This window comes from Mycobacterium fragae (assembly GCF_002102185.1).
GTDB classification, from domain to species: Bacteria; Actinomycetota; Actinomycetes; order Mycobacteriales; family Mycobacteriaceae; genus Mycobacterium; species Mycobacterium fragae.
In genome coordinates this window covers 309,484-332,693 of sequence record NZ_LQOW01000024.1, presented here as the reverse complement: position 1 = coordinate 332,693, position 23,210 = coordinate 309,484, and the positions used below count along the sequence as shown (strand labels likewise).

The 23,210-nt window shown below is 67.7% G+C and carries 24 protein-coding genes, 1 pseudogene and 2 riboswitches; of the genes and pseudogenes, 11 read left to right on the top strand and 14 right to left on the bottom strand.

All coding sequences use genetic code 11. The annotated features are described in order from the left end of the window. The first annotated feature begins 61 nt into the window (after positions 1–61). Positions 62–694 carry an NUDIX hydrolase gene (locus AWC06_RS12665; RefSeq protein ID WP_085197807.1) on the top strand — a complete coding sequence of 211 codons (633 nt, stop codon included), beginning with the start codon at positions 62–64 and terminating at the stop codon, positions 692–694. Here the strand turns inward: AWC06_RS12665 and thiE are convergent. After that, a complete protein-coding gene (thiE, locus tag AWC06_RS12660) occupies positions 666–1,328 on the bottom strand; it encodes a thiamine phosphate synthase (RefSeq protein ID WP_085197805.1) in 663 nt (220 codons plus the stop codon). The two genes, AWC06_RS12665 and thiE, sit on opposite strands and share 29 nt — an antisense overlap. A 28-nt stretch (positions 1,329–1,356) precedes the next feature. Further along, positions 1,357–1,475, top strand: a riboswitch (TPP riboswitch). Here thiE and thiO point away from each other — a divergent pair. From thiO to AWC06_RS12630, 6 genes are all read left to right on the top strand, one after another. Next, positions 1,466–2,473 carry a glycine oxidase ThiO gene (thiO, locus tag AWC06_RS12655; RefSeq protein ID WP_085197803.1) on the top strand — a complete coding sequence of 336 codons (1,008 nt, stop codon included), beginning with the start codon at positions 1,466–1,468 and terminating at the stop codon, positions 2,471–2,473. (Overlaps the previous riboswitch by 10 nt.) Beyond that, complete coding sequence (thiS, locus tag AWC06_RS12650; protein WP_085197801.1) at positions 2,470–2,667, top strand: sulfur carrier protein ThiS; 198 nt, start codon at positions 2,470–2,472, stop codon at positions 2,665–2,667. Before thiO ends, thiS begins: the two co-directional genes overlap by 4 nt. Next, positions 2,660–3,418, top strand: a complete 759-nt coding sequence (thiG, locus tag AWC06_RS12645) for a thiazole synthase (RefSeq protein WP_085197799.1) — start codon at positions 2,660–2,662, stop codon at positions 3,416–3,418. Before thiS ends, thiG begins: the two co-directional genes overlap by 8 nt. Beyond that, positions 3,415–4,185, top strand: a complete 771-nt coding sequence (locus tag AWC06_RS12640) for an SGNH/GDSL hydrolase family protein (RefSeq protein WP_085197798.1) — start codon at positions 3,415–3,417, stop codon at positions 4,183–4,185. The genes thiG and AWC06_RS12640 overlap by 4 nt, the downstream gene beginning before the upstream one ends. 75 nt (positions 4,186–4,260) lie before the next feature. Continuing rightward, positions 4,261–5,232: an anti-sigma factor RsbA family regulatory protein gene (locus AWC06_RS12635; RefSeq protein ID WP_085197796.1), complete on the top strand. Its 972-nt coding sequence runs from the start codon at positions 4,261–4,263 to the stop codon at positions 5,230–5,232. A gap of 76 nt (positions 5,233–5,308) precedes the next feature. Beyond that, entirely contained in the window at positions 5,309–6,742 is a 1,434-nt protein-coding gene (locus AWC06_RS12630; RefSeq protein WP_372458150.1) for a M28 family metallopeptidase, read from the top strand. 49 nt (positions 6,743–6,791) lie between these two features. Here AWC06_RS12630 and AWC06_RS12625 read toward each other — a convergent pair whose 3' ends face one another. From AWC06_RS12625 to AWC06_RS12605, 5 genes are all read right to left on the bottom strand, one after another. Then, positions 6,792–7,661: an LLM class F420-dependent oxidoreductase gene (locus tag AWC06_RS12625; protein WP_085197792.1), complete on the bottom strand. Its 870-nt coding sequence runs from the start codon at positions 7,659–7,661 to the stop codon at positions 6,792–6,794. 15 nt (positions 7,662–7,676) lie between these two features. Then, a complete protein-coding gene (locus AWC06_RS12620; RefSeq protein ID WP_264480214.1) occupies positions 7,677–8,060 on the bottom strand; it encodes a MarR family winged helix-turn-helix transcriptional regulator in 384 nt (127 codons plus the stop codon). A gap of 106 nt (positions 8,061–8,166) precedes the next feature. Beyond that, positions 8,167–8,514, bottom strand: a complete 348-nt coding sequence (locus tag AWC06_RS12615) for a hypothetical protein (RefSeq protein ID WP_227371082.1) — start codon at positions 8,512–8,514, stop codon at positions 8,167–8,169. A gap of 12 nt (positions 8,515–8,526) precedes the next feature. Beyond that, positions 8,527–9,405 (bottom strand): oxygenase MpaB family protein, encoded by an 879-nt coding sequence (locus AWC06_RS12610; RefSeq protein ID WP_085197788.1) that lies wholly within the window; start codon positions 9,403–9,405, stop codon positions 8,527–8,529. Beyond that, positions 9,402–9,626: a hypothetical protein gene (locus AWC06_RS12605; RefSeq protein ID WP_085197786.1), complete on the bottom strand. Its 225-nt coding sequence runs from the start codon at positions 9,624–9,626 to the stop codon at positions 9,402–9,404. The genes AWC06_RS12610 and AWC06_RS12605 overlap by 4 nt, the downstream gene beginning before the upstream one ends. 153 nt (positions 9,627–9,779) lie before the next feature. Between AWC06_RS12605 and AWC06_RS12600 the strand changes: the two genes are divergently transcribed. After that, positions 9,780–10,991, top strand: coding sequence for a TetR/AcrR family transcriptional regulator (locus tag AWC06_RS12600; RefSeq protein WP_085198108.1), 1,212 nt, complete (start codon positions 9,780–9,782; stop codon positions 10,989–10,991). Here AWC06_RS12600 and AWC06_RS12595 read toward each other — a convergent pair. The 4 genes from AWC06_RS12595 to thiC form a co-directional block, all read right to left on the bottom strand. Next, positions 10,976–12,460 carry a flavin-containing monooxygenase gene (locus AWC06_RS12595; RefSeq protein ID WP_085197784.1) on the bottom strand — a complete coding sequence of 495 codons (1,485 nt, stop codon included), beginning with the start codon at positions 12,458–12,460 and terminating at the stop codon, positions 10,976–10,978. The genes AWC06_RS12600 and AWC06_RS12595 overlap by 16 nt on opposite strands. Before the next feature lie 128 nt (positions 12,461–12,588). After that, a complete protein-coding gene (locus AWC06_RS12590) occupies positions 12,589–13,218 on the bottom strand; it encodes an alpha/beta hydrolase family protein (RefSeq protein WP_085197782.1) in 630 nt (209 codons plus the stop codon). Beyond that, positions 13,215–14,042: a bifunctional hydroxymethylpyrimidine kinase/phosphomethylpyrimidine kinase gene (thiD, locus tag AWC06_RS12585; RefSeq protein ID WP_085197780.1), complete on the bottom strand. Its 828-nt coding sequence runs from the start codon at positions 14,040–14,042 to the stop codon at positions 13,215–13,217. The genes AWC06_RS12590 and thiD overlap by 4 nt, the downstream gene beginning before the upstream one ends. Next, complete coding sequence (gene thiC, locus AWC06_RS12580; protein WP_085197778.1) at positions 14,039–15,673, bottom strand: phosphomethylpyrimidine synthase ThiC; 1,635 nt, start codon at positions 15,671–15,673, stop codon at positions 14,039–14,041. The genes thiD and thiC overlap by 4 nt, the downstream gene beginning before the upstream one ends. Continuing rightward, positions 15,665–15,775, bottom strand: a riboswitch (TPP riboswitch). Its footprint overlaps the gene before it by 9 nt. 30 nt (positions 15,776–15,805) lie before the next feature. Here thiC and AWC06_RS12575 point away from each other — a divergent pair. Both AWC06_RS12575 and AWC06_RS12570 read left to right on the top strand, forming a co-directional pair. Further along, complete coding sequence (locus AWC06_RS12575) at positions 15,806–16,516, top strand: PAS and ANTAR domain-containing protein (RefSeq protein WP_139820033.1); 711 nt, start codon at positions 15,806–15,808, stop codon at positions 16,514–16,516. 49 nt (positions 16,517–16,565) lie between these two features. After that, on the top strand, positions 16,566–16,937 hold the full coding sequence (locus tag AWC06_RS12570) for an STAS domain-containing protein (RefSeq protein WP_085197776.1): 372 nt from the start codon (positions 16,566–16,568) through the stop codon (positions 16,935–16,937). Here AWC06_RS12570 and AWC06_RS12565 read toward each other — a convergent pair. After that, a complete protein-coding gene (locus tag AWC06_RS12565; protein WP_139820044.1) occupies positions 16,934–17,209 on the bottom strand; it encodes a hypothetical protein in 276 nt (91 codons plus the stop codon). The two genes, AWC06_RS12570 and AWC06_RS12565, sit on opposite strands and share 4 nt — an antisense overlap. 63 nt (positions 17,210–17,272) lie before the next feature. Here AWC06_RS12565 and AWC06_RS23620 point away from each other — a divergent pair, with 63 nt between their 5' ends. Beyond that, entirely contained in the window at positions 17,273–17,548 is a 276-nt protein-coding gene (locus AWC06_RS23620) for an Rv1535 domain-containing protein (RefSeq protein ID WP_244899085.1), read from the top strand. Here AWC06_RS23620 and AWC06_RS23975 read toward each other — a convergent pair. From AWC06_RS23975 to AWC06_RS12550, 3 genes and pseudogenes are all read right to left on the bottom strand, one after another. Next, positions 17,517–19,844, bottom strand: a pseudogene (locus tag AWC06_RS23975) (cation-translocating P-type ATPase); the annotation flags it as partial. The gene AWC06_RS23620 and the pseudogene AWC06_RS23975 sit on opposite strands and share 32 nt — an antisense overlap. A gap of 1,935 nt (positions 19,845–21,779) precedes the next feature. After that, entirely contained in the window at positions 21,780–22,265 is a 486-nt protein-coding gene (locus AWC06_RS12555; RefSeq protein ID WP_085197774.1) for a hypothetical protein, read from the bottom strand. A 138-nt stretch (positions 22,266–22,403) separates the two neighbouring features. Then, positions 22,404–23,210 carry an exodeoxyribonuclease III gene (locus tag AWC06_RS12550; RefSeq protein WP_085197772.1) on the bottom strand — a complete coding sequence of 269 codons (807 nt, stop codon included), beginning with the start codon at positions 23,208–23,210 and terminating at the stop codon, positions 22,404–22,406.

The window sequence follows — 23,210 nt, the reverse complement described above, 5'->3', positions numbered from 1 at the left end:
AGCGAAGTCTAAGAGTTCGTTCGCCAGATGCGGGGAGGCGAGCGCTGCTTATCCTGAACGCGTGCGCGGCGACGGTGACGGGTGGGTGGTCTCCGACACCGGTATGCACTACTGGGGTCGCCACGGCGCGGCCGGTTTGCTGCTGCGAGCCCCTCGCCCCGACGGCACGCCGGCGGTGTTGCTGCAGCACCGGGCGCCGTGGAGTCACCAGGGCGGAACATGGGGTCTGCCGGGCGGCGCCCGTGACAGCCACGAAACCGCCGAGCAGGCCGCCGTCCGGGAAGCCCACGAGGAGGCCGGGCTGCCCAGCGAGCAGCTAACGGTGCGGGGCACGGTGATCACGGCCGAGGTTTTCGGGATCGGCGGCGCCCACTGGACCTACACCACAGTCGTCGCCGATGCCGGCGAATTACTGCAGACCGTGCCCAATCGGGAGAGCGCCGAGCTGCGCTGGGTGGCCGAGGAGGAAGTCGCCGAGCTTCCGCTACACCCCGGGTTCGCCGCCAGCTGGCACCGGCTGCGTACCGCGCCGGCAACCGTGCCGCTGGAGGTTGCCGACGAGCGACGGCGTCACTTGCCGCGCACGGTCGAGATCGAGGCGGGGGTCTTCGTATGGTGCACCGCGGGCCGGCCCGATCAGGCGCCGTCGCAGCTGAGCTGCCGGATCAGCTCGCTGCTGCCAGCGCCGAACTGAGCTGCTCGGCGGCCATCCGCGGGTCCTCGGCGGTGGTGATCGCCCGCACCACAACGACGCGGCGGGCACCGGCGTCGAGCACCTCCGGCAGCCGTGCGGAGTCGATACCGCCGATGGCAAACCACGGTTTTTCGCCGGCCAGTTCGGCGGCGCTGCGCACCAGCGCCAGGCCGGGCGCCGGACGGCCCGGTTTGGTCGGGGTGGGCCAACACGGCCCGACGCAGAAGTAATCGACCGCGTCGGTGACGGCGCCGGCCACCTGGTCGCGGGTGTGTGCCGACCTGCCGATCAGTGTGACCGGCCCGACGATGTCGCGCGCCACCGGCAGCGGCAGGTCGTCCTGGCCCAGATGCAGCACGTCGGCGCCGGCCGCGCGGGCGATGTCCGCGCGGTCGTTGACGGCGACCAGCGCGCCGTGCCGGCGGGCGGCGTCGGCGAGGATCTCCAGCGCCGCCAGCTCCGCGCGCGCCTCCAACGGGCCCAGCTGCCGCTCGCCCGCCGAGCCCTTGTCGCGCAACTGGATGATGTCCACCCCGCCGGCCAGGGCGGCGTCGGCGAACTCGGCCAGGTCGCCGCGCTCGCGGCGGGCGTCGGTGCACAGGTAAAGCCTGGCCGTTGCGAGACGTTCGTGCACACCGCGACGCTAGCGGCTAGCGTGGAAAACTGACCAACACGGGAGTCCCGGGAGCGGGGCTGAGAGTGGGCACACCCATCAGGACCTGCCCTTACCGTTCGACCTGATCCGGATCATGCCGGCGAAGGGAGCGAAGGATGCCGAACTCACTGGCCGTCATCGGCGGTGGGGTCATCGGGCTGTCGGTGGCGCGGCGGGCGGCTCAAGCCGGTTGGTCGGTGCGGGTGCACCGCAGCGGGCAGCGCGGCGCATCCTGGGTCGCGGCCGGGATGCTGGCCCCGCATACCGAAGGATGGCCCGGCGAAGAGCGGCTGCTGCACCTGGGGATGGAGTCGCTGCGGCTATGGCAGCAGGGGGGATTCACCGACGGACTGCCTGCGGGGGTGATCACCGCACGGGAGTCGTTGGCGGTCGCCGTCGACAGCGCCGATGTCGCTGATCTGCACACGGTGGCGGACTGGCTGTCCGCGCAGGGCCACCCGGTGATCTGGGAGCCGGCGGCACGCGACGTGGAACCGCTGCTGGCGCAGTGCATCCGGCACGGCTTCCGCGCGCCGACGGAGCTGGCGGTGGACAACCGCGCCCTGCTGGACGCGCTGGCGGCGGCGTGCGAGCGGCTCGGCGTCGAATGGGACGGGCCGGTGCACGACTTGGCCACCGTTGAGGCCGACGCCGTCGTGCTCGCCAACGGGATCGACGCGCCGGCGCTGTGGCCGGGCCTGCCGATTCGGCCGGTGAAGGGCGAGCTGCTGCGGCTGCGCTGGCGCAAAGGTTGTATGCCGGTGCCGCAGCGGGTAATTCGCGCACGTGTGCATGGGCGCCAGGTGTATCTGGTGCCACGCGCCGACGGTGTGGTGGTGGGCGCCACCCAATACGAGCACGGCCGCGACACCGCGCCGACGGTATCCGGAGTGCGTGACCTGCTTGACGACGCGTGTGCGGTGATGCCGGCGCTGGGCGAGTACGAGCTGGCGGAGTGCGTTGCCGGGTTGCGCCCGATGACACCGGATAATCTGCCGCTGGTGGGACGGCTGGACGCCCGAACCCTGGTTGCCGCCGGCCACGGCCGTAACGGCTTTCTGTTGGCACCCTGGACCGCCGAACAGGTTGTGTCCGAACTCATTCCGGTTGGAGCACACGCATGATGATCACGGTCAACGCGGAACGACTCGAGGTCGATGACCGGACCACCGTCGCTGCGCTTTTGCAGTCGCTGGGATATCCCGAGCGCGGTATAGCGGTGGCACTCGATCAGGCGGTTCTGCCGCGATCCGGCTGGGCGACAAGACTTTTCGATGGTGCTCGACTCGAGGTGGTGACGGCGGTGCAGGGTGGCTGACTCCAAACTCACCATCGCCGGGCGCAGTTTCACGTCGCGGCTGATCATGGGCACGGGAGGCGCGACCAACCTCGCGGTGCTGGAGGAGGCGCTGATCGCGTCGGGCACCGAGATGACCACAGTCGCGATGCGCCGGGTCGACGCCGAGGGCGGCACCGGGATGCTCGAGCTGTTGAGCAAGCTGGGCATCACACCGCTGCCCAACACCGCGGGATGCCGCAGCGCCGCGGAGGCGGTGTTGACTGCACAACTGGCCCGCGAAGCACTCGGCACCGACTGGGTCAAGCTGGAAGTGATCGCCGACGAACGCACGCTGCTACCCGACGCCGTCGAATTGGTGCGCGCCGCAGAGCAATTGGTCGACGACGGCTTTGTCGTGCTGCCGTACACCAACGACGACCCGGTGTTGGCCAAGAGGCTGGAGGACACCGGGTGTGCGGCAGTGATGCCGTTGGGCTCGCCGATCGGCACCGGCCTGGGGATCGCCAACCCGCACAACATCGAGATGATCGTCGAGGCCGCCGGTGTGCCCGTCGTGCTCGACGCGGGCATCGGCACCGCCAGCGACGCCGCGCTGGCAATGGAATTGGGATGTGAGGCCGTGCTGCTGGCCAGCGCGGTGACCCGAGCCGCCGACCCGCCCGCGATGGCCGCCGCGATGGCCGCCGCCGTCACCGCCGGCTACCTGGCCCGGCGCGCCGGGCGGATCCCGAAGCGGTTTTGGGCGCAGGCGTCCAGCCCCGCGCTATGACGGGGCGGTATGTCGCGCTGGGCAGTTCGATGGCGGCCGGTCCCGGTATCCGGCCCCGTGCGCCGGGCGCGCCGTGGGGGTCGGGCCGGTCGGCTCGCAACTACGCCCACCTGGTTGCCCAGCGCCTGAACCTCGACCTGGTCGACGTCACGTTCTCCGGTGCCACCACCGCCAATGTCCTCGCCGAACGTCAGCGTGGCGCGCCCCCGCAAATCGACGCGCTGGACGGCTCCGAAGTGCTGGTCACCATCACGATCGGCGGCAACGACGTCGGTTATGTGCCGCTGCTGATGGCCGCGGCGCTAGTGAGCCGGGTGCGCCCGGCTCGGCTGCTGCCCCCGATCGGCGAGGTGCTGAACCGCGACATGCGCGAGCAGGCGCTCGGCCAGGTCGGCGATTCATTGCGTGCGGTCGGCGCGACGGTGCGCAGGCGGGCGCCGCGAGCCCGGATGGTGTTCGTCGACTACCTCACGCTGCTGCCACCGGACGGGGTGAGCGCCGCACCGCTGTCGGCGGCCGACGCGGACCTGGGCCGATACGTCGCCGCGCGCTTGGCGGAGTACACCGCGGCCGCCGCCGCGGCCACCGGCTGCGACCTGGTGCCCGCCGCAGCCGCCAGCCGCGATCATCACCCCTGGTCGAACGACCCCTGGACGGTCGGCCCTGCCTGGCCGCTGCCTTGGCGCCCGGCGCCGTTTCACCCCAACGCCGCCGGTATGCGCGCCGTCGCCGACTTGATCGTGGCGCAAACCGGCGAGACGGGTTAACTCTCAGTGCCCCTGGGTACGCCTACCGAGGCGACACGCAGGAAAAGCACTGCTGAATGGGGACCATCCGTCGACATGTCGATCACCGTGCATCCCCACCGGCGCTCCTATGGTGGCTCCCACGATCACTCGGCGCTGCTATATCACTCGGAGGGCGAGTACATCGACTCGCTGACCCGGTTCATATCGGAGGGTTTGGACCGGGCGCAACCGGTGTTCGTCGCAATACCAGGGGACAAACTGGCGCTGCTCCGGGACGCGTTGGGCGATGCGGCCACACACGTGACCATGACCGACATCACGGAAATGGGCCGCAATCCGGGGCGGATCCTCGCTGCCGAACTCGGTTTTGTCGAACGCCACCGGCCGCGCCATGTCCGCATCGTCGGCGAGCCGGTGTGGCCCGGCCGCACCGCGGTCGAATATCCCGCGTGCGTGCAGCATGAGGCGTTGGTCAACATCGCGTTCGCGGGCTGCAACGCGACCGTCCTGTGTCCATACGACGCCTCCCGTCTTGGCGACAGCGTCCTGGCCGATGTGCGCGTCACGCATCCGCTGATCTGGCAGCGCGGGTCGCAGCAGCACAGCCGTGAGTACGCGCTCGATGCCGCGCTGGATCAGGGCAACCAACCGCTGCCGACCAACCCGGCCGCGGTGACCTACACCGTGTCCCGCCCGGACGATCTGGCCGGCGCACGCAGCCGCACTGGCCGGTATGGCCGGTTACTCGGCATGTCCGCGGAGAAAATCGCCGACCTCAAGCTGGTCGCCACCGAGCTGGCCACCAACAGTCTCGATCACGCCGGCGCGGCATGCCGGTTGGCGTTCTGGTACCAGGCCGGCCATGTGGTCTGCGAGGCGCGCGACATCGGGCGGTGGACCGATCCGCTGGCCGGGCGCCGGCCACCCGCCGCGGCGGGCTCAGGCCCGTACGGACTGTTCGTGGTGAACGCGATCGCGGACTTGTTGCGTACGCACACCACCCCTTCTGGCACCACCATCCACGCCTACCTGCGCCTCGACCACGTCCCCGCGCAGGCCAATTGACCCACTGGCGGCTAATCTGGTCGCGGTGGTCAACAAATGGAAGCCGGTGCTCGTCGTCGTTGCGGCGGTTGCATTGGTGGCTGTCGGGTGCACCTCGTCGGATACCGCGCCACCGGCGAAATCGATATCCGCCCAGGATTACGCGGTCTCGCTGGGTAAGCGAATCAGCACCGACGCGATGATGGCGCACCTGAGGAAGCTTCAGGACATCGCCCGGGCCAACGGCAACACCCGTGCGGTCGGCACCCGCGGGTACGACGCCAGCGTCGACTATGTGGTGGGCAAGTTGCGGGACAAGGGTTTTGACGTTCGAACCGCGCAGTTCGACGCGCGCGTGTTCCACTCCGAACCGGGGTCGGTGACCGTCGCCGACCACACCTTCGAGGCGCACGCACTGGAGTTCAGCCTGGCCACCCCGGCCGACGGCGTGCACGGCCCGCTGGTAGCGGCCCCTGTGGAAGACAGCCCCGGCTGCACCGCCTCCGACTACGACAACCTGCCGGTGCAGGGCGCGGTGGTGCTGGTGGACCGCGGCAGCTGCCCGTTCTTTCAGAAAGAGCAAGCCGCCGTGCAGCGCGGTGCCGTCGCGATGGTCGTCGCGGACAACGTCGTCGCGGAGAAGATGGGCGGCACGCTGGGCGAGAACGCCGACGTCAAGATCCCCGTGGTCAGCGTGTCCAAGACCGACGGGGCGCAGCTGCGGAAAAAATCGGGGATCACCACGGTGAAGCTCAAAGCGGACACCAAATCGGTCCATGCCCGCAATGTCATCGCGCAAACCAAGACCGGCTCGGCCACCGACGTGGTGATGGCCGGCGCTCACCTCGACAGCGTTCCTGAAGGGCCGGGAATCAACGACAACGGGTCCGGGGTGGCGGCGGTGCTGGAGACTGCGTTGCAGTTGGGAAGTTCACCGCCCGTGCGCAATGCGGTGCGGTTCGGCTTTTGGGGCGCAGAGGAACTCGGGCTGGTCGGGTCGCGCAAGTACGTCGAGTCGTTGGACGTCGACGCGCTCAAAGACATCGCCCTGTATTTGAACTTCGACATGTTGGGCTCGCCCAACCCCGGTTATTTCACCTACGACGGAGACCAGTCGCTGCCGCTCGACAAGCGGGGTAACCCGGTGGTGCCCGAGGGCTCGGCGGGCATCGAGCGTTCGCTCGCGGCCTACCTGAACTCGGCCGGCAAGAAACCGGAGGACACTTCGTTCGACGGCAGGTCCGACTACGACGGGTTCACGATGGCGGGTGTCCCGTCCGGCGGGCTGTTCTCCGGGGCCGAGAACAAGAAGTCGAAGGAGCAGGCCGGCTTGTGGGGCGGTACGGCGGACCAACCCTTCGACCCGAACTACCACAAGAGCACCGACACCATCGATCACGTCGACCGCACCGCGCTCGGCATTCACGGCGCCGGCGTCGCTTATGCGACCGGCTTGTACGCCCAGGATCTCAGTGGCCGCAACGGTGTTCCGACTCGCGAGGACCGCACCCGCCACGAGTTGGCCAAGTAGCAGCTGTCGGTAGGCCGCGACGACGATCCACCGGTTAAAGTGCTGCGGCTCAACCGATCTCGGATAGCTTAGCAGCTACTTCGTCGCCGAAATGGCGCACGAAGCCGGCTGGGTCCGGAGTGCCGGGCAGGGGGCCGGTATTGATCATCTCGATGCCTAACTCGGCGTAGCGCTCGAGTGTTTTGAGGTATCCGTCGATGTCGGCGAACGGGTCAGTGATCAGGCCCACGGTTTTGCGGATCTCGGCGGGGTCCCGGCCCACGGTTTCACAATGGCGGGTCAACACGTCGATCTTGTGTTTGAGTACGTCGGGCTCGGAATCCGTGGTGTTCCACACATCGGCGTACTGCGCGACAAGCCGCAGCGTCTTCTTCTCACCGCTACCACCGATGAGGATCGGCGGCCGCCGGATGGGCTGTGGTTCACAGATCGTTTCGGCCAACTGATAGTGCTTGCCGTCATACGGGCCGTTGTCGTCGCTCCACATCTGTCGGCAGATCTGCAGCGTCTCTTCCAGCATCTCGAACCGCTCACGCACCGCCGGGTATGGAACACCCAGGGCGACGTGCTCGCGGTCATACCATGCGGCCCCGATACCGAACATCGACCGGCCCTGCGAGAGCACGTCGAGCGTGGTGACGATCTTGGCAAGAAGTCCCGGGTGACGGTAGGTGACTCCGGTGACCAGCATCGCCAGGGTGATCGTCTCGGTCTGCCCGGCCAGATAGCCCAGCGACGTGTAGCCCTCCAGGAACGGATCCTCAGCGCGCCCAACATTTTCCATCTGGAAGAAGTGATCTGCCAGGGTGAATAACGTCGCGCCGATGTCTTCGGCAGCCTTGGCCGTCGCTACCAGCGTCGGGGCCAACTTCGCCGAATCGCCGGGCAGAAAGTCGATGAAGTGTATTCCCAATTCCATTGGTACTTCCTTTCGTTAATCAATCAAACGTTGAAGCAGGGCCAATGCGTCGAGGATGACGCGGCGTTCCCGCTCGGAGTACCGGTCCTGTATGGCACGAGCCAGCCATTCCTCCCGGACCTGTCGATCACTTTCCGCGCGGCGCCGGCCGGCAGCTGTCAACGAGATCACTTGGCGCCGACCGTCGTCCGGGTCGGGCGTACGCCGGATGAGTCCATGTTGATCGAGGCCGGCCAGTATGGTCGCCATTGACTGCGGCCGCACTCGCTCCGCGGCGGCCAACGCGCTGGCCGACGAGTCGCCCTCTTTCCAGAGTCGGGTGAGCACCGCCGTCTGCGACGGCGTCAGATCGCTGCCGGTCGTGACGTCCTTCAGCCGGCGGCGTAGCCGGCTGAACATCACCCGAAGGTCCCGGGCGGCTGCCCCTGACGACTCGCTGATTCGCTCCACGACCCCACTGTACAGTAGACAGTTCAGACTGTACAGTTACGACTGGCGATTTCTGCTACGTGGCGTCACCGCCCAATTCCCAAAAGCGCGTGCTTTCTTCGCCGGCGCCCGGTTCGGTGCGGACCCAGATCGCCAAGATGACGGTGAGCAACGCCCAGCCGATGATGGTGGTGGGGATCGCCCAGATACGACGCTCGAGCAGTGCAGTGCCGCATTGCGCGACCAGACCGTCTCCGTTGGCGTCGGCGGCCTGAGACAGGTTCGCGCTGAAACCACGGCCGCAGGCGATCTGCATGCCGAATTGGTCGTACTGGCCCAAATACACCGGGAACCAGAGCCCCAACACCCCGACCACAACCAGCAACGCGCCCAGGGCGCCGACCAACAGCTGACGATTGCTCACAGCTTTCCTCTCTCAAATCAGGTTGCGGTGACGGCGGATTCGCCTCCGCACGTCGGCCAGCAGCAGATAGCTACCGCCTTGGCGGATGAACTTGGGCAGGAACCGGTTGACGAAAGCCACCATCAAAAACAGGTATTCGAATCGGCGCTGCTGACTCGGCGTCCAATCGAGGCGCAGGGCTTCGCGGAACACCGGCGCCAGAAATCCCGCGGTAAGGAAGCGCAGCAACGGCGCGAAGATGCGCAGCAGCGGGCTGACCATCCGCAGGTCGATCAAATCTTGCAGGTAGTCGCGCACCACGTCGTCGATCACGACGCGCTGGCAAGCGTAATTCCAATAGCGGTCGAAATCGCGACGGGTCGGCGGCCATTGGTCTTCGCTGACCTGCAGCGTGGTGCCCAACGTGAACGCCGAGCGGTAGAAGTGTTCGGCCAGTTCATCGGTCATCTCGCCACGCAACAGTCGGTAGGTATCTTCCAGGCCGACGAAAAGGCATGCGGCAACCCACATCTGCAGGTCGCGGTCGAAAGCGTTGTAGGACACCGGGCTGTCGGGCCCCGAAAGGACTTGTCGATGCGCGACGTCGACGGCCTCGCGGAAGGCGGTCCGGTCTTCGGAGCGGCCAAGTATTGCGACGGCCAGGTAGCTGAAGGTGGTACGGGCCCGCTTCCACGGGTGTTTGATCAAGCTGCCGGATTCGACCTTGCTCTCCACCACCCCGTAGCCGACGCCGGGCCAGGACAACTGCATGACGACGTTGGCCGCGCCGGCGGCGAACGACCAGAAGTCCATGGCGTCGGCGACGGTGGCCGGCCGGTTGTCCCAGCGCGCGGCGCGGCGGCTGATGTGAATGCGCGTATCGGCGGTGGTCAGTTGAGTGTGGCGGGTCATGTCATGCAGACATCCGAGAACAGCAACACCGGCCACGACACGATCGACCCGAGGAACGACACCACCAGATCGGCCCCTTGCATCCGGTGCAGATGCTCGGTGTGAGTGGTCGACCAAATGGTCCCGACCAGCAGATACGGTGTCCCTAGGATCAAACCGAGGCCGATCAGCTCGGCGATGGTGATTTGGAAGCCAAGCACCTGGCGAACCTTGCCCAGCATGTATCGAACCCCTCCGACATGGACGCCGTCGTAGCAACCGGCGAGTATCGATTATGTTAATGGAGATTCTGACTCGGCGGTAGGGTGTGTGCGGCACCGATCTGAGGCTAGGGTGAGGCCGTGACGACCGCGCGCCTCGGGCCGGCAGCCGACGTGCGCCGGCGTCCGAAAGACCGCAAAGCCCAGATCGCGCGCGCCGCCGCCGAGGCCTTCAGCGCGCTGGGATATCACGCGGTCAGCATGGAAGCCATCGCGGCCAAGGTCGGAATCTCGGCGCCCGCGCTCTACCGGCATTACGCGAGCAAGTACGACCTGTTCCGCGGCGCGGTGCTGGCGCTGGGCCAGCAGCTGGTGGACTGCACCGACTTCGCTGATGCCGAGTCGGCGGATGTCGACCCGGCTGCGACATTGGGCCGGCTGGTCGACGCACTCATCGACGTGACGTTGCCCAACCGCGAGTCCGGTGGGCTGTACCGGTGGCAGGCCCGTTATCTGCACGGCGAAGACCAATCCGTCCTGATGCACCAACTGCGTCTTGTCAACCGGCGAATTCAAAAGCCGCTCATCGCGATTCGGCCGGCGTTGACGTCGTCGCAGCGGTGGATGCTGTCGTCGGGGTTGCTCAGTGTGATCGGCAGCATGGTCGACCACCGGGTTCAGCTGCCGGCCGACGACATCCGCGCACTGCTGACCGAGGCGGCATCGGCGCTGCTCGCTGCGGAGCTGCCACGGCCACAGGATCCGCTGCGGCGTCCGGCGGCCTGGCGGATCTTCGCATCGGACACCGGTGTTTACGAAGCGTTGCTGCACGCGTCGATGGTGTTGTTCAACGCCAAGGGCTATCCGGAAACCAGCATGGCGGACATCGCGTCGGCGGTCGGTATCCCGGTGTCGGGGATCTACCGGTATTTCCCGGGCAAGTGCGACATCCTCTCGACCGGATTGCGGCGGGCAGCCGATCGGGTCTCGGGTCACCTGTCGGCGGTTCTGACCGGTGTTGCCGAACCGCGCCAGATGCTGAGCCTGCTGATCGAGGCCTACGTGGCGACGTCGTTCGCCAACCCGGAACTGGCGGCCATCTACTACACCGAGCGGGTCAGCCTGACCCGAGCCGACCAGGAGCTGCTACGCAGCGTGCAGCGCTCGACGATCGATTCCTGGATGCGGCTGTTGACGGCGGCGCGGCCAACGCTGAGTTCTACGCAGGCCCGCTTTCTGGTACACGCGGCGATGGCCCTGGTGGTCGACCTGGGAAGGCTGGTCCACTACGAGGACTCCGCCGACAACTCGGCCTATCCGCAGGCCTGCGTGCGAAAGTTGATGGAGCTCACGGTATTTGGGCGTGATGCTCAGCTGATGGCGTAGTCGCTCAACGGGAATCGATCGCCGTCGCGCACCGCGTTGCGCACCGACGTAGGCCGCAGCAGGGCCGCCTCGCCGCTGTGGTTGAAGTAGTACGACCGCGACGTCGCACAGTCGCCGGCGTAGAACACCGACTTGTCCAGGTTCCGGGTCATGCGGTCCATGAAGCGGGTGTTGGCCTCCTCGGTGACCTCGAAGGTGGCTGCGCCCCTGCGCTTCACCTCGCCGAACAACCGGCCGATGTGCCGCATCTGGTATTCCATGGTGTTGAAGAACGACAGCCCGGCAAACGCGTACGGGCTGGCCAGGCTCAGGTAATTGGGGAAGTATGGAATCGACAGGCCCTGATAAGTGCGGAAACTGTTCTCCCGCCACCACTTTCCCAAGTTCCGGCCTTCCCGGCCGACCACCTCGATGGCCGGGAAGTTTGCGTCCCACAGATCGAATCCGGTGGCCAGCACCAAGGTGTCGATTTCCGCCTTGTGCCCGTCGTTGGTGACGATGCCGTCGGGCTCGATCCGCTCGATGCCGCCGGTCTCCAGGTGCACATGCGGTTTGGTGAAGCTGCGGTAATAGTCGTTGGACCAGCTGGGTCGCTTACAGCCGATGTCGTAGTCCGGTGTCAGCTTGCGCCGCAGCTCTTTGTCTCGAACCTGCACGAACCGGTGGATCTTGCAGAGGTCCATGGCGGCGACGGGTAGCCGCCGGAAGTATCGGTAGTTCAGCCCGCCGACGAACATCATGAACTCGAGCGCGTTGTCCGTCACCCACCGCAGCACCCGTTGGGTGAGTGGCACTCGGGCGAAAAGCCGCTGCACGGCCGGATGGAACCGGAAGTCAAGCTTGGGCGCGACCCAAATCGCTGTGCGCTGATACACCGTCAGATCGGCCACCGACTTCGCCAGTTCGGGAATGAGTTGGACTGCGGTGGCACCGGTGCCGATCAGGCCGACACGACGACCGGCGAAGTCGTAGCCGGCGTCCCACGCCGCGGTGTGGATGATTTTGCCGTCGAAGTTGGTGATGCCAGGGATGTCGGGTGTGTGCGCTTGGGAGAGGAATCCGGTCGCGGTGATCAGGAAGCGAGCGGTGAGCGTCTGGCCCCCGGCGAGTGCGACCTGCCACAGCTGGGTCTCCTCGTCCCAGCGCGCGCCTTCCACGGTGGTGTTGAACCGCATGTGACGGCGCACGTCATATTTGTCGGCCACGTGATCGGCGTACCGCTTGAGGTCCTGGCCCGGTGCGAAGAACCGTGACCAGTACGGGTTGGGCTCAAACCAGTAGCTGTAGGTGGTCGACGGGATGTCGACTGCGAGCCCCGGATACCTGTTGACATGCCAGGTTCCACCCAGGTCCGCCTCGCGGTCGAGGATGAGGATGTCGGCGTAGCCGAGCTGCTTGAGCTGGATCGCTGCGCCCATGCCGCCGAAGCCCGCTCCCACGATGACGACATCGTGATGCTCCGCAGTCATGAAAAAACCGTACCTTACTTCAGAGTAAGTTATGCGTTTCGTGTGGGCTACGGCCAATGATATCTATGATGCTGCCCCGCAGCGCGCCAGAAGAGGGCCTCCGCGCGCCGCAATGGTCGTGATAGCTGTCACGTGGACGAGCCTCGAAGGAGCTCTAGCGCTGCATCGACCGCTGATGCGGGCACGTCCACCGCCTTGGAACCCAGGTCGTGGCGGGCGCCGGTGATTTCGACGATCCGCGTCGGCGCGGGAATCAGTGCCGCGGCGGCGCGCACCTCGTCGGGGGTGCCGAAGGGATCCGACGTGCCGTGGGTGAACACCGTGGGCACCGAGATGTCGGGCAGGTGCTCGGTGCGGGCCCGTTCCGGCTTCCCCGGCGGATGCACCGGATACGAGAACAGCGTCAGCACGTCTACCGGGATTTGGTCGGCCGCGACCACCATCGACGTCAGCCGGCCGCCGTAGGAATGGCCGCCGGCGATCAGCGGGCCGTCGCCCAGGTTGCGGCACACGGTGATCGCTTCCACGATGCCGGCGCGGTCGGTGGCCGCCGAGCCCGATGGTGGGCCTTTGGGCCGTCGCCGCCGGTAGGGCAGGTTGTAGCGCACCGCCAGCCAGCCGCGCCGCGCCCACTCGTCGCAAAGCCTTTGCAGCAACGGCGATTCCCGGCTACCGCCGGCCCCGTGCGTCAACACCACCACACCGACGGGCTTGCCGTCGGGTTCGTGTGCCACGCCCGCGATCTCGTCGACGTTCATGAGAGCCGGAACAGCGGAGACACCGGGCCGTGCCCGTGGCCGAGCGGATAGGAAGCCCGCAGGCATTGCGTCACCCAGTCCTTGGCGAACCCGATCGCGTCCGGAACGGAATAGCCATGCGCCAGCGCGCAGGCCGTCGCGGCGGCCAGCGTGTCACCGGCGCCGTGATCGTGGATGGTGTCCACCCGCGGTGACTCGAACTCGTGAAAGTCGCTGCCGTCGAACAGTAAATCCTTGCTGCGATCTGACTCGCGCAGATGCCCGCCCTTGACCAGCGCCCACTTCGGCCCAAGCGCGTGCAGGGCGCGCGCCGCTTCTCGCTGGGATTCGGAATCGACGACCTCTATGTCGACGAGTAGCCGCACTTCGTGCAGGTTGGGCGTCACCAGGGTGGCCAACGGAAACAGTTGGGCGCGAAGCGAATCCAGCCCGCCATCATCGAGCAGCGGATCGCCGTGCATCGACGCGCACACCGGGTCGACCACCAGCGGCACGTCCGGAGCGTGGTCGCGCCATGCCCCGGCGACAGCGCCGATGATCTCCGCCGACGCCAGCATGCCTGTCTTGGCGGCCTGCAGCCCGATGTCGTGGCACACCACCTCGATCTGGGCGGCGATCACACCATCCGGCACCACGTGAAAACCCCTGACGCCCACCGAGTTCTGCACGGTCACCGCGGTCACCGCGCACAGTGCATGCACGCCGAGCAGGGTGCACGTCCGGATGTCGGCTTGGATGCCGGCGCCGCCACCGGAATCCGACCCGGCGATGGCCAGCACCCGCAGCGGCGTCTCACCCGGGCCGGGCAGCGGCAGATAGCTCACGCTATAGGTAAATACACCCGGTTGCCGTGCTCGGCGAACTCGGCCGACTTCTCCGCCATGCCGGCGGACAGCGCGGCTTCGATGTCCTCTTCGGTCTCCAGTCCGTGGGCGGCGGCGTAGTCGCGGACATCCTGAGTGATGCGCATCGAGCAGAACTTCGGCCCGCACATCGAGCAGAAGTGCGCGGTCTTGGCCGGTTCGGCGGGCAGAGTCTCGTCGTGGAACTCCCGTGCGGTGTCGGGGTCCAGCGACAACGCGAACTGGTCGTTCCACCGGAACTCGAACCGCGCGGTGGACAGAACGTCGTCGCGCTCCTGCGCGCGGGGATGGCCCTTGGCCAGATCCGCCGAGTGTGCGGCGATCTTGTAGGCGATCACCCCGTCCTTGACGTCCTTGCGGTCAGGCAACCCCAGGTGCTCCTTGGGGGTGACGTAGCACAGCATCGCGGTGCCCGCCTGGGCGATGATCGCCGCGCCGATCGCCGAGGTGATGTGGTCGTAGGCCGGGGCGATGTCGGTGGCCAGCGGGCCCAGCGTGTAAAACGGGGCCTCCTCGCACAGCTCCTCTTCCAGGCGCACGTTCTCGACGATCTTGTGCATCGGGATGTGTCCGGGACCTTCGATCATCACTTGGGCGCCATGGTCTTTCGCGATCTTGGTCAGCTCGCCCAGGGTTCGCAGCTCGGCGAACTGGGCGGCGTCGTTGGCGTCGGCGATCGAGCCGGGCCGCAGCCCGTCGCCGAGTGAGAACGTCACGTCGTAGCGGGCGAAGATGTCGGCCAGCTCGCCAAAATGCGTGTACAGGAACGACTCCTGATGATGGGCCAGGCACCAGGCGGCCATGATGGACCCGCCGCGGGACACGATCCCGGTGACCCGCTTGGCGGTCAGCGGCACATACCGCAGCAGCACTCCGGCGTGCACGGTCATGTAGTCCACACCCTGCTCGCACTGCTCGATTACGGTGTCGCGGTAGATCTCCCATGTCAGCAGCGTGGGGTCGCCCTTGACCTTCTCCAGCGCCTGATAGATCGGCACGGTGCCGACGGGCACGGGCGAGTTGCGCAGGATCCATTCGCGGGTCTCGTGGATGTCCTTGCCGGTGGACAGGTCCATGATGGTGTCCGCGCCCCAGCGGGTGGCCCACACCATCTTGTCGACTTCCTCGGCGATCGAGCTCGTCACCGCCGAATTGCCGATGTTTGCATTGACTTTGACCGCGAACGCCTTGCCGATGATCATCGGCTCGCTCTCGGGGTGGTTGTGGTTGGCCGGGATCACCGCACGGCCGCGGGCGACCTCGTCGCGCACCAGTTCCGCGGGCATGCCTTCGCGCTCGGCGATGAACGCCATCTCCGCGGTGATCTCGCCGGCGCGGGCGCGCTGCAGCTGGGTGCCGCGGTCGCGCACCACGCCCGGGCGCGGCGGCAAGCCGCGATTCACGTCGATCACCGCGTCGGAATCGGTGTAGGGCCCGGAGGTGTCGTACAGGTCGAAGTGCTCGCCGTTGGACAGGTGCACCCGCCGGAACGGCACCCGGGCACCGGGAACGTCATCGAGATCCCGGTAGATCTTGCTGCTGCCGGCGATGGGGCCGGTGGTCACGGTTGGCTCGACTGAAATAGATGTCACTTGGCATCTCCCTACGCCGGCATTACCCGGTCAGGTTCGTACGGTCGACGGCCCCGAGCCGTCCTCTCAGCGCACCGGGCGTGCGCTCCCGCGTGGATAGGTGGACGGTTTCCACGCTAGGCCAAGGGTGCGATGATTCTCAATGTGCAGAAGGCCCGTGAAAAAGATGTGCACGCCGGCGGCGGCGCCACGACGGCGCGGGCAGACGCGGATGTAACCCATGTGAGCGTGGGTGCGTTCCGGTTCTGGTTCGTCGGCCAGCGCTGGGAATGGTCCGACGAGGTGGCCCGGATGCACGGTTATGAGCCGGGCTCCGTGACGCCGACGACCGAACTGCTGCTGTCGCACAAACATCCCGATGACCGCGAACACGTGCAGGATCTGCTCGACCGCGCGCTGCATTCCAAGAGTTCGTTTTCCAGCCGGCACCGCTTCCTTGACACGGCCGGCAATGTGCACGACGCGATCGTGGTGGCCGACCGCATGACGGATGACACCGGCGCGGTGGTGGGTTCTGCCGGGTACTACGTCGATCTGACCGAGACGTTGGACGAGAACCGGCAGGAGATCCTCGACGAAGCCTTGCCCGACCTTTTCCAGGCCCGCGCGGTCATCGAGCAGGCCAAGGGCGTGCTGATGGCGATCTACCGGGTCAGCGCCGATCAGGCCTTCGGGGTGCTGCGGTGGCGATCGCAGGAAACCAACGTCAAACTGCGGGTGCTGGCCAAGCAGCTGCTCGCCGAACTTCCGTCGTTGCCACCACCCGCGGCCGCCGTGCAAAGCGCGTTCGACCACATTTTGCTCACCGTCCACGAGCGGGTTCCTGCGGATCCAGACCCGTAGCCCTGCTTGCGGGTTAGGCTCGGATTCCGATCGAAAACGAGTGGGCGCGATGAAATTATTGGTGGTCGACCGTGAGGTCCACCCAACGGCGGTGATTGTCCGGGCCAAGGGCGAACTGGACTCCAACACCATCGGCGAGCTCACGTCCCACCTCGCTGCCGCACTGGACGATGCCGGCAACCTCGCGACTCGACTGGTGATCATCGATTTGCAGGCCCTGACCTACTTCGGCAGCGCCGGTCTGAACGCCTTGCTGGACTGTCACCAGCAGGGCCGCGAGGCCGGGACGACGGTGCGCCTGGTCGCCGACAACCCGCTGGTGGTTCGCCCGATCGAGGTGACGAACCTTGACAGCGCGCTCGAGCTCTATCCGGGGCTGTCCGACGCGTTAGAAGGGCGAGAAGGGCAGCAGCCCGGCTAAACCTCTTCCATGGCTTCGCCCAGTTCCTCGAGGACGCGGTTGTGGTGGTTATTGGCCAGAATGTGGCCGGCGGCGATCACCACCGCGACCGGCCAGTCGATCAGCTCGAACGCGGCCAGCGCGGCCAGGCCGCCGTAGTAGGCGAGCTGCTCGGGCCGCGGGACCTGCACCCGCCCGACCACAGGCAGGTTGACGGCGAATGACTCGCCCTCGCGGATGTGCTGGACGGCTTCGCGCTGAGAGGTGCCGCGGCGCGACTTCTTTTCCACCATCATTTGCCTTTCTGAAACGTTGGGTTTGCCGTCGAGCCGGGTGTTGCGGTCAACCTCGGACATATGTCGACGACTGATGCTCTCGCCGACCCACTAGCCGAAGCGGCCGGTCTTCTGCTGACCGTTCCGGTGATCGAGTTGTACGCGGTGCTGTGGCGCCTCGGATTTGTCGAGGTTGTGCGGACTCGTCAGACCGATGACCGAGTTCGGCCTCTGCGGGGCGCTGACCGGGTAGCGCGCGGGTTACGACGCCCACCGCGACGGTTGCCACCCCGGCTGATCCCAGCGCCTGCGCCCAGCCGATCGGACCAAGCGGAGTACAGCCGAGCAGCTGGCTGACGCCCGGGATGCTGATCAGCGTCCCCATCACGACTAGCGAACCCGCGGCGGTGAGTACCACCAACGGGGCGCGGGAGTCCAGCAGCGTTTGGCCCAATTCGGCGGATACCAGTGCGACCAGCGCCACCGTGGAGGCACGCTGCGGCCGACCGGTGACCCCGGCCATCATCCACGCCGCGGTCGCCGCCGCCGTCGTCGTCGCGCCGCGGATGGCCACGGCTCGCCACAGCGCGGGCTGATCCGGGCCGCGGCCGCCGCGGTTATCCGAGTCGGTCGTGGGGCTCACGGCCAGCGCCGCGGCGGGCAGCGCGTCGGTCATCATGTTCACCAGCAGCAGCTGGCGGGTGTTCAGCGGCGATCTCCCGGTGATCGCGGCGCCGATGATGGAGAAGGCCACCTCGCCGGCATTGCCGCCGAGCAGCACCGATACCGCCGCCTGGACCCGCCGCCAGAGCTGGCGCCCCTCCTGGATGGCGTTCAGCAGCGCCTCGATGCGCGCGTCGACCAGCACCACGTCGGCCGCGATGCTGGCGGGGTCGCTGCCGCGTGCGACGACGCCGATGCCGACGGTGGCCGCCCGGATGGCGGCGGCGTCGTTGGAGCCGTCGCCGACCATCGCGCACACCTTGCCGGAGCGTTCCAGGGTCTGGACGATCTGCACCTTGTTCTCCGGGGACATCCGGGCGAAGATCACCCGCTCGGCGACCGCCCGTTCCTGGTCCTTGCGGGACAGGGCGTCCCATTCCGCGCCGGTGATGACTTGCTCGGCGGTCACCGGCATGCCCAGCTCCTGGGCGATCGCGGTGGCGGTGATCGGGTGGTCGCCGGTGATCAGCCGAATGCCGACCTCATGCTGGCGCAGGTTCGCCAGCAGCTCTGGTGCTTGAGCCCGCGGGGTATCGGAAATCCCGAGGAACCCTGCCAGCGACAGCTCGCCGTCGGCCAGGCCGGCGATGGCGTCCTCGTCTTGCTGCACCGACTTCGCCTGTTGCGGGCTCAGCCGGCGCCGGGCGACGGCGATCACCCGTAACCCCTGGGCCGCCAGCTGCCCAACCGTGCTGTCGATGTCGGGTCCGGTGTCGCGGCAGGCGGCCAGCACCACCTCTGGTGCGCCCTTGACGGTCAGCTCGTCGCCGGACACCGACGCCGAGAACGACCTGCCGGAACGGAACGGCAGATGCGCGTCGGCCTCGCGGTCGCGGCTAGAGCCGCTGAATACACCGCCGGACAGCGCGGCTTCGGTGATCGCCCGGTCGGTGGCGTGCACGTGCGGGCCGCCGTTGGCCGTCGGCGCGGCGTGGGCGGCGCAGCGCAGCACGTCCTCGCGGGAGTAGCTGCCAACCGGGTGGACCTGGGCCACCCGCAGGCGGTTCTCGGACAGCGTTCCGGTCTTGTCGAAGCAGACCACGTCGACCCGGCCGAGCGCCTCCACCGAACGGGGAACCCGGACGAGTGCGCCGAAGGTCGTGAGGCGCCGAGCCGACGCCGCTTGTGCGAGCGTCGCCACCAACGGCATCCCCTCGGGAACCGCCGCCACCGCGATGGCGATGCCGCTGGCGACCGCTTGGCGTAAACCCGTGCGGCGCAACATCCCGAGCAGACCGACCAGCACACCGCCGCCCATGCTGACCGGTAATGCCCGATTGGTGAGCTGGCTGAGCTGGTGCTGCAGTCCGATCTCGGCCAGCTCACCGGACACCAATTCGGCAGCGCGACGCTCCTGCGTGTCGGGTCCGACGGCGGTCACCACGGCGACGGCGGTGCCCGCCACGATGTTGGTGCCGGCGTAAAGCATGCAGCGGCGTTCGGCCAGGTCCGCGCCCGGGGTGGCGTCGACCTGCTTCTCCACCGGCAGGGATTCGCCGGTGAGCGTTGATTCGTCGACCTCGAGGTCGTCTTCCTCGATCAGCCGGGCGTCGGCGGGCACGACTTCGTGGGTCCGCACCTCGATCACATCGCCGGGCCGTAGTTGCGCGGCGATGACGTTGGTGTACAAGGGCTTGCCGTCCGGGTCGGTGGTGAGCTTGCGGGCGGGCGGGATCTGTTGCGCCAGTAGCCGGTTCAGCCGGCTCTCGGCGCGCAGTCGCTGGCTTGCGGCGAGGATGGAGTTCCCGGTCAGCACCGAACCGACCAGCACGGCGTCGACCGGCGAACCCAGCACCGCGCTGGCCGCCGAACCCAGCGCCAGTACCGGGGTCAGCGGGTCGGACAACTCGGCGCGGACCGCCTTGATGAAGTGCCACACCGCCTGCCGTGGCCGATCGGTCGCTTCCGCGCCGCGTTGGGCCGTCTGCATGGCGCGCGCGGCCAGCGGCCGTTGGGGCTCCGCCGTTTCGTCGTCGGAGTCCGGCGGCGGCAACAGCCTGCGGACCTGCTCGACCGACATGGCGTGCCACTCGTGCACAGGCGCCGGTCGCGGGGTAGGTGCCCGAACCACCCGGCGGGCCAGTAAGTAGCCGGACAGCAGACCGGCCGCCGCACCGGTGGTGACCGGGCCGGGCCCTTGACCGCGCACGCCGGGCAGCATCAGCAGCGCGCCCAAAGCCGTCGCGCCGGTGGATATCTCGATCCCACGTCGGGTCGCCGCCCTGGCCGCGGGCAGCGCGTGCAACACCCGCCAGGCGCCGGCGAGGTCGGTCAGCAGCAGATCGGCTGACCAGGGCGGGGGCTTGGCGCCGGAGTTGGGCATGATGCCCAGCCCCACGTCGGCGGACGAAAGCGCTTGCGCGGCAGCCGACGACAGCACCGCGACAGTGTGGCCGGCCCGTTGCAGGTCGGTGAGCGACGCGGCGAGCGCATCGTCGACTGAGCCGAGCTCCGACGCCCGCAGCTCGTCGAACGCCGGCCGCAGCTCACCGAGGACTTCCATGTCGACGGAGATCAAGTCCAAGTCGGCCCGGCGCGCCTCGGCAAGCACCGCCGAAGCCAATGGATCGTGCGCGGGACAGACCAGTGCCTCGACGCCGTCGGGCCCACCGGGAACCGGATGCCAGCCGGCGCGCGAACCTTTGCCCTGTAATAGCTCCTGGGCGCGGTTCCAAGCCGGGGCCCGCTGGTCCTCGCGTGCGCCGCGGACACGGAGCACCCGCAGCTGGTCGGTACCCAGCACTCGGGGATCGACCAATAACACGTCTACGCGGTCCAGTCGACGCAGGATGTCTGGACGCAATGCCAGCACAGCATGCTGGTCGGCCAACCCACGTCCGAGTGTCGCCGCGAACGACTCGCGTGTGGTGCGGGCGGCCTTCGGCGTGGTCACCAACGCCGCCGTCGAAGCCATGTTGACGTTGCGGGTGGCGGCGCCGACCACTGCGACGCCGATCGCCTGCGCCAACGCGCTGCGCCCGGCGTGGGTTTCGACCGATCCCGCCGGGCGCGGCAGCGGGCGCGACGGCGGGTGGGCCTGTGCATGCTCGGCGTGACGGGCCAAGTCCGGTTCGAGCCGGCTCCATGCCTGTGCTTCGGCGCGGGACTCGATCGCCTTGAGAACTTCCATCGCCAGGTCGACGCCCAGCGACGCCGGCGAGAGCGAAACGATGTGGGCGATCGTCATGGCCAGTGTGAGCACCGTGTCCGTCGCCGACTGGCCGATGCGGTCCTCGAGCAGGCGGCGCAGCCGCGGTTGGTAGTCCACGGCCACCACCGCCGCCTCGACACCGGCAGGCAGGCGCGGCCAGCGCATGGCGCGCCCGGCGAGCGCCGCGCCCATTCCGACGGCGGTTATGCCGACTCCCACCGCTCTGCTGGCCAGCACCAGACCGTCGCCCGGCAGCGCGTGCGAGCGTTTGTCGGCGTGATCGGTTCGGGGGACGCGCTTTTCGGCATCGTCGACCACCCGGCACAGCTCGCTCAGCGGCGTCTGGTTGCCGTCGAGACCGACGACCAGCCGCGACAGCGGACGGTTCAGGCTGACCGACGTCACCCCGGCGCGTGCGCGCACCGCGTCGGCCACGACGCGTCCCAGCTCCACACCGTTCGGGCTGTCCAGGCCGCGGACTTCGATCCAGGCGCGTTGCTCGCCACGCCAGCAGTGCCGTGTCAGTGTCGGCGTGGGCAGCTCGCCGGAGAGCGCTTTGACACCTTCTCGAACCGGGATGGCGGCCAGCGTTGCGGCTGTCGCCGCGGTTTGCACGCCGGCGTCGACGAGGGCGGAGGTTAGTTGTATGCCCATCGTGACCGCGCGCAGCGGCGTGGGTGCTCGCACGAATCCGACGGTACTCACCCGCGCAAATTAACGGCGGGCGCGCGACTGCGTGCCGCGTGTCCGCCGCGCCGGCGCCCGCTTGGCCGGCGATGTGCGCTTGGAGGCGGGCGATGTGCGCTTGGAGGCCGAACCGCTCGACTTGGCGGGGGCCTTTTTCGCCGGAGCACTCTTCGCCGGAGCGGCCTGGGCCGCGGTCGACTTGGCCGGCGCGGCCGAGCCGTCGCGCGAGTGATTGAGCTGCCGCAGCAGCAATGCGCCGCCACCGACGGCCAACACCAACGGCCACTCGACGAGTCCGCTGGCACCGAGTGCGCCCAAGGTCAATGCGGCCGCCGGCACCGAGTGGCTGCCGCTGCCGATGCCGCGCTGCACACCGGCGGCCGCACCGGTTACCGCGCCGACGACGCCGTTGACCGCGGCGCCGCCCACCGCCCCGGCGGCCATGGTGGTCGCCGCCGCGGCTCGGCCCACCGTTCGACTCACGCTGCGTACCGTGCCGCCGACGACGCCCATGATGACTCCCTGATCCTCTGTTGTTCGGGGCTGAAAATTTTATGCCCGCTGGCATAAATCCTATGGCCGAAAAGGGGCGAATGCACCAAATGCATAGAGAATGCTCAACCGTCTGTCAGCAAATAGGTATACAAAAACTCAAACCGGGCGCAGGTCCACCAGCACCGGCGCATGGTCGCTGGGCGCCTTGCCTTTACGCTCCTCGCGGACGATCTGGGCATCGGCGACGCGGGCGGCCAGCGCGGGGGAGGCCAGGATGAAGTCGATCCGCATCCCTTGTCTTTTCGGAAACCGCAGTTGGGTGTAATCCCAGTACGTGTACACGCCGGGCCCGGGGGTGAAAGGCCGCACCACATCGGTGAATTGCGCCTCGACGATCGCGTTGAATGCCTTGCGCTCCGGCTCGGAGACGTGCGTACAGCCCCGGTAATACTCGACACTCCAGACGTCCTCGTCGGTCGGGGCGATGTTCCAGTCGCCCACCAGAGCGATCTGAGCCGACGGATCGGCTTGCAGCCAACCGTGGGCCGTATCACGCAGCGCCGCAAGCCAATTCAGCTTGTAGGTGTAATGCGGATCGCCCACGGCGCGGCCGTTTGGCACATAAAGGCTCCACACGCGAACGCCGCCGCAGGTGGCGGCCAGGGCGCGGGCCTCCGCGGCGGCGGCAACGTCCGGCTTGTTGCTCCAGCTGGGCTGGCCGTCGAAGCCGACCTCGATGTCATCGAGGCCGACCCGCGACGCGATCGCCACGCCGTTCCACTGGTTGAACCCGCAGTGCGCCACCTCGTAGCCGAGTTCGAAGAACGGCAGGGTCGGAAACTGGTCGTCGGCGCACTTGGTTTCCTGCATGGCCAGCACGTCGACCTCGGCGCGCGCCAGCCAGTCGAGCACGCGGTCGAGCCTGGTGCGAATGGAGTTCACGTTCCAGGTGGCCAGCCGCAT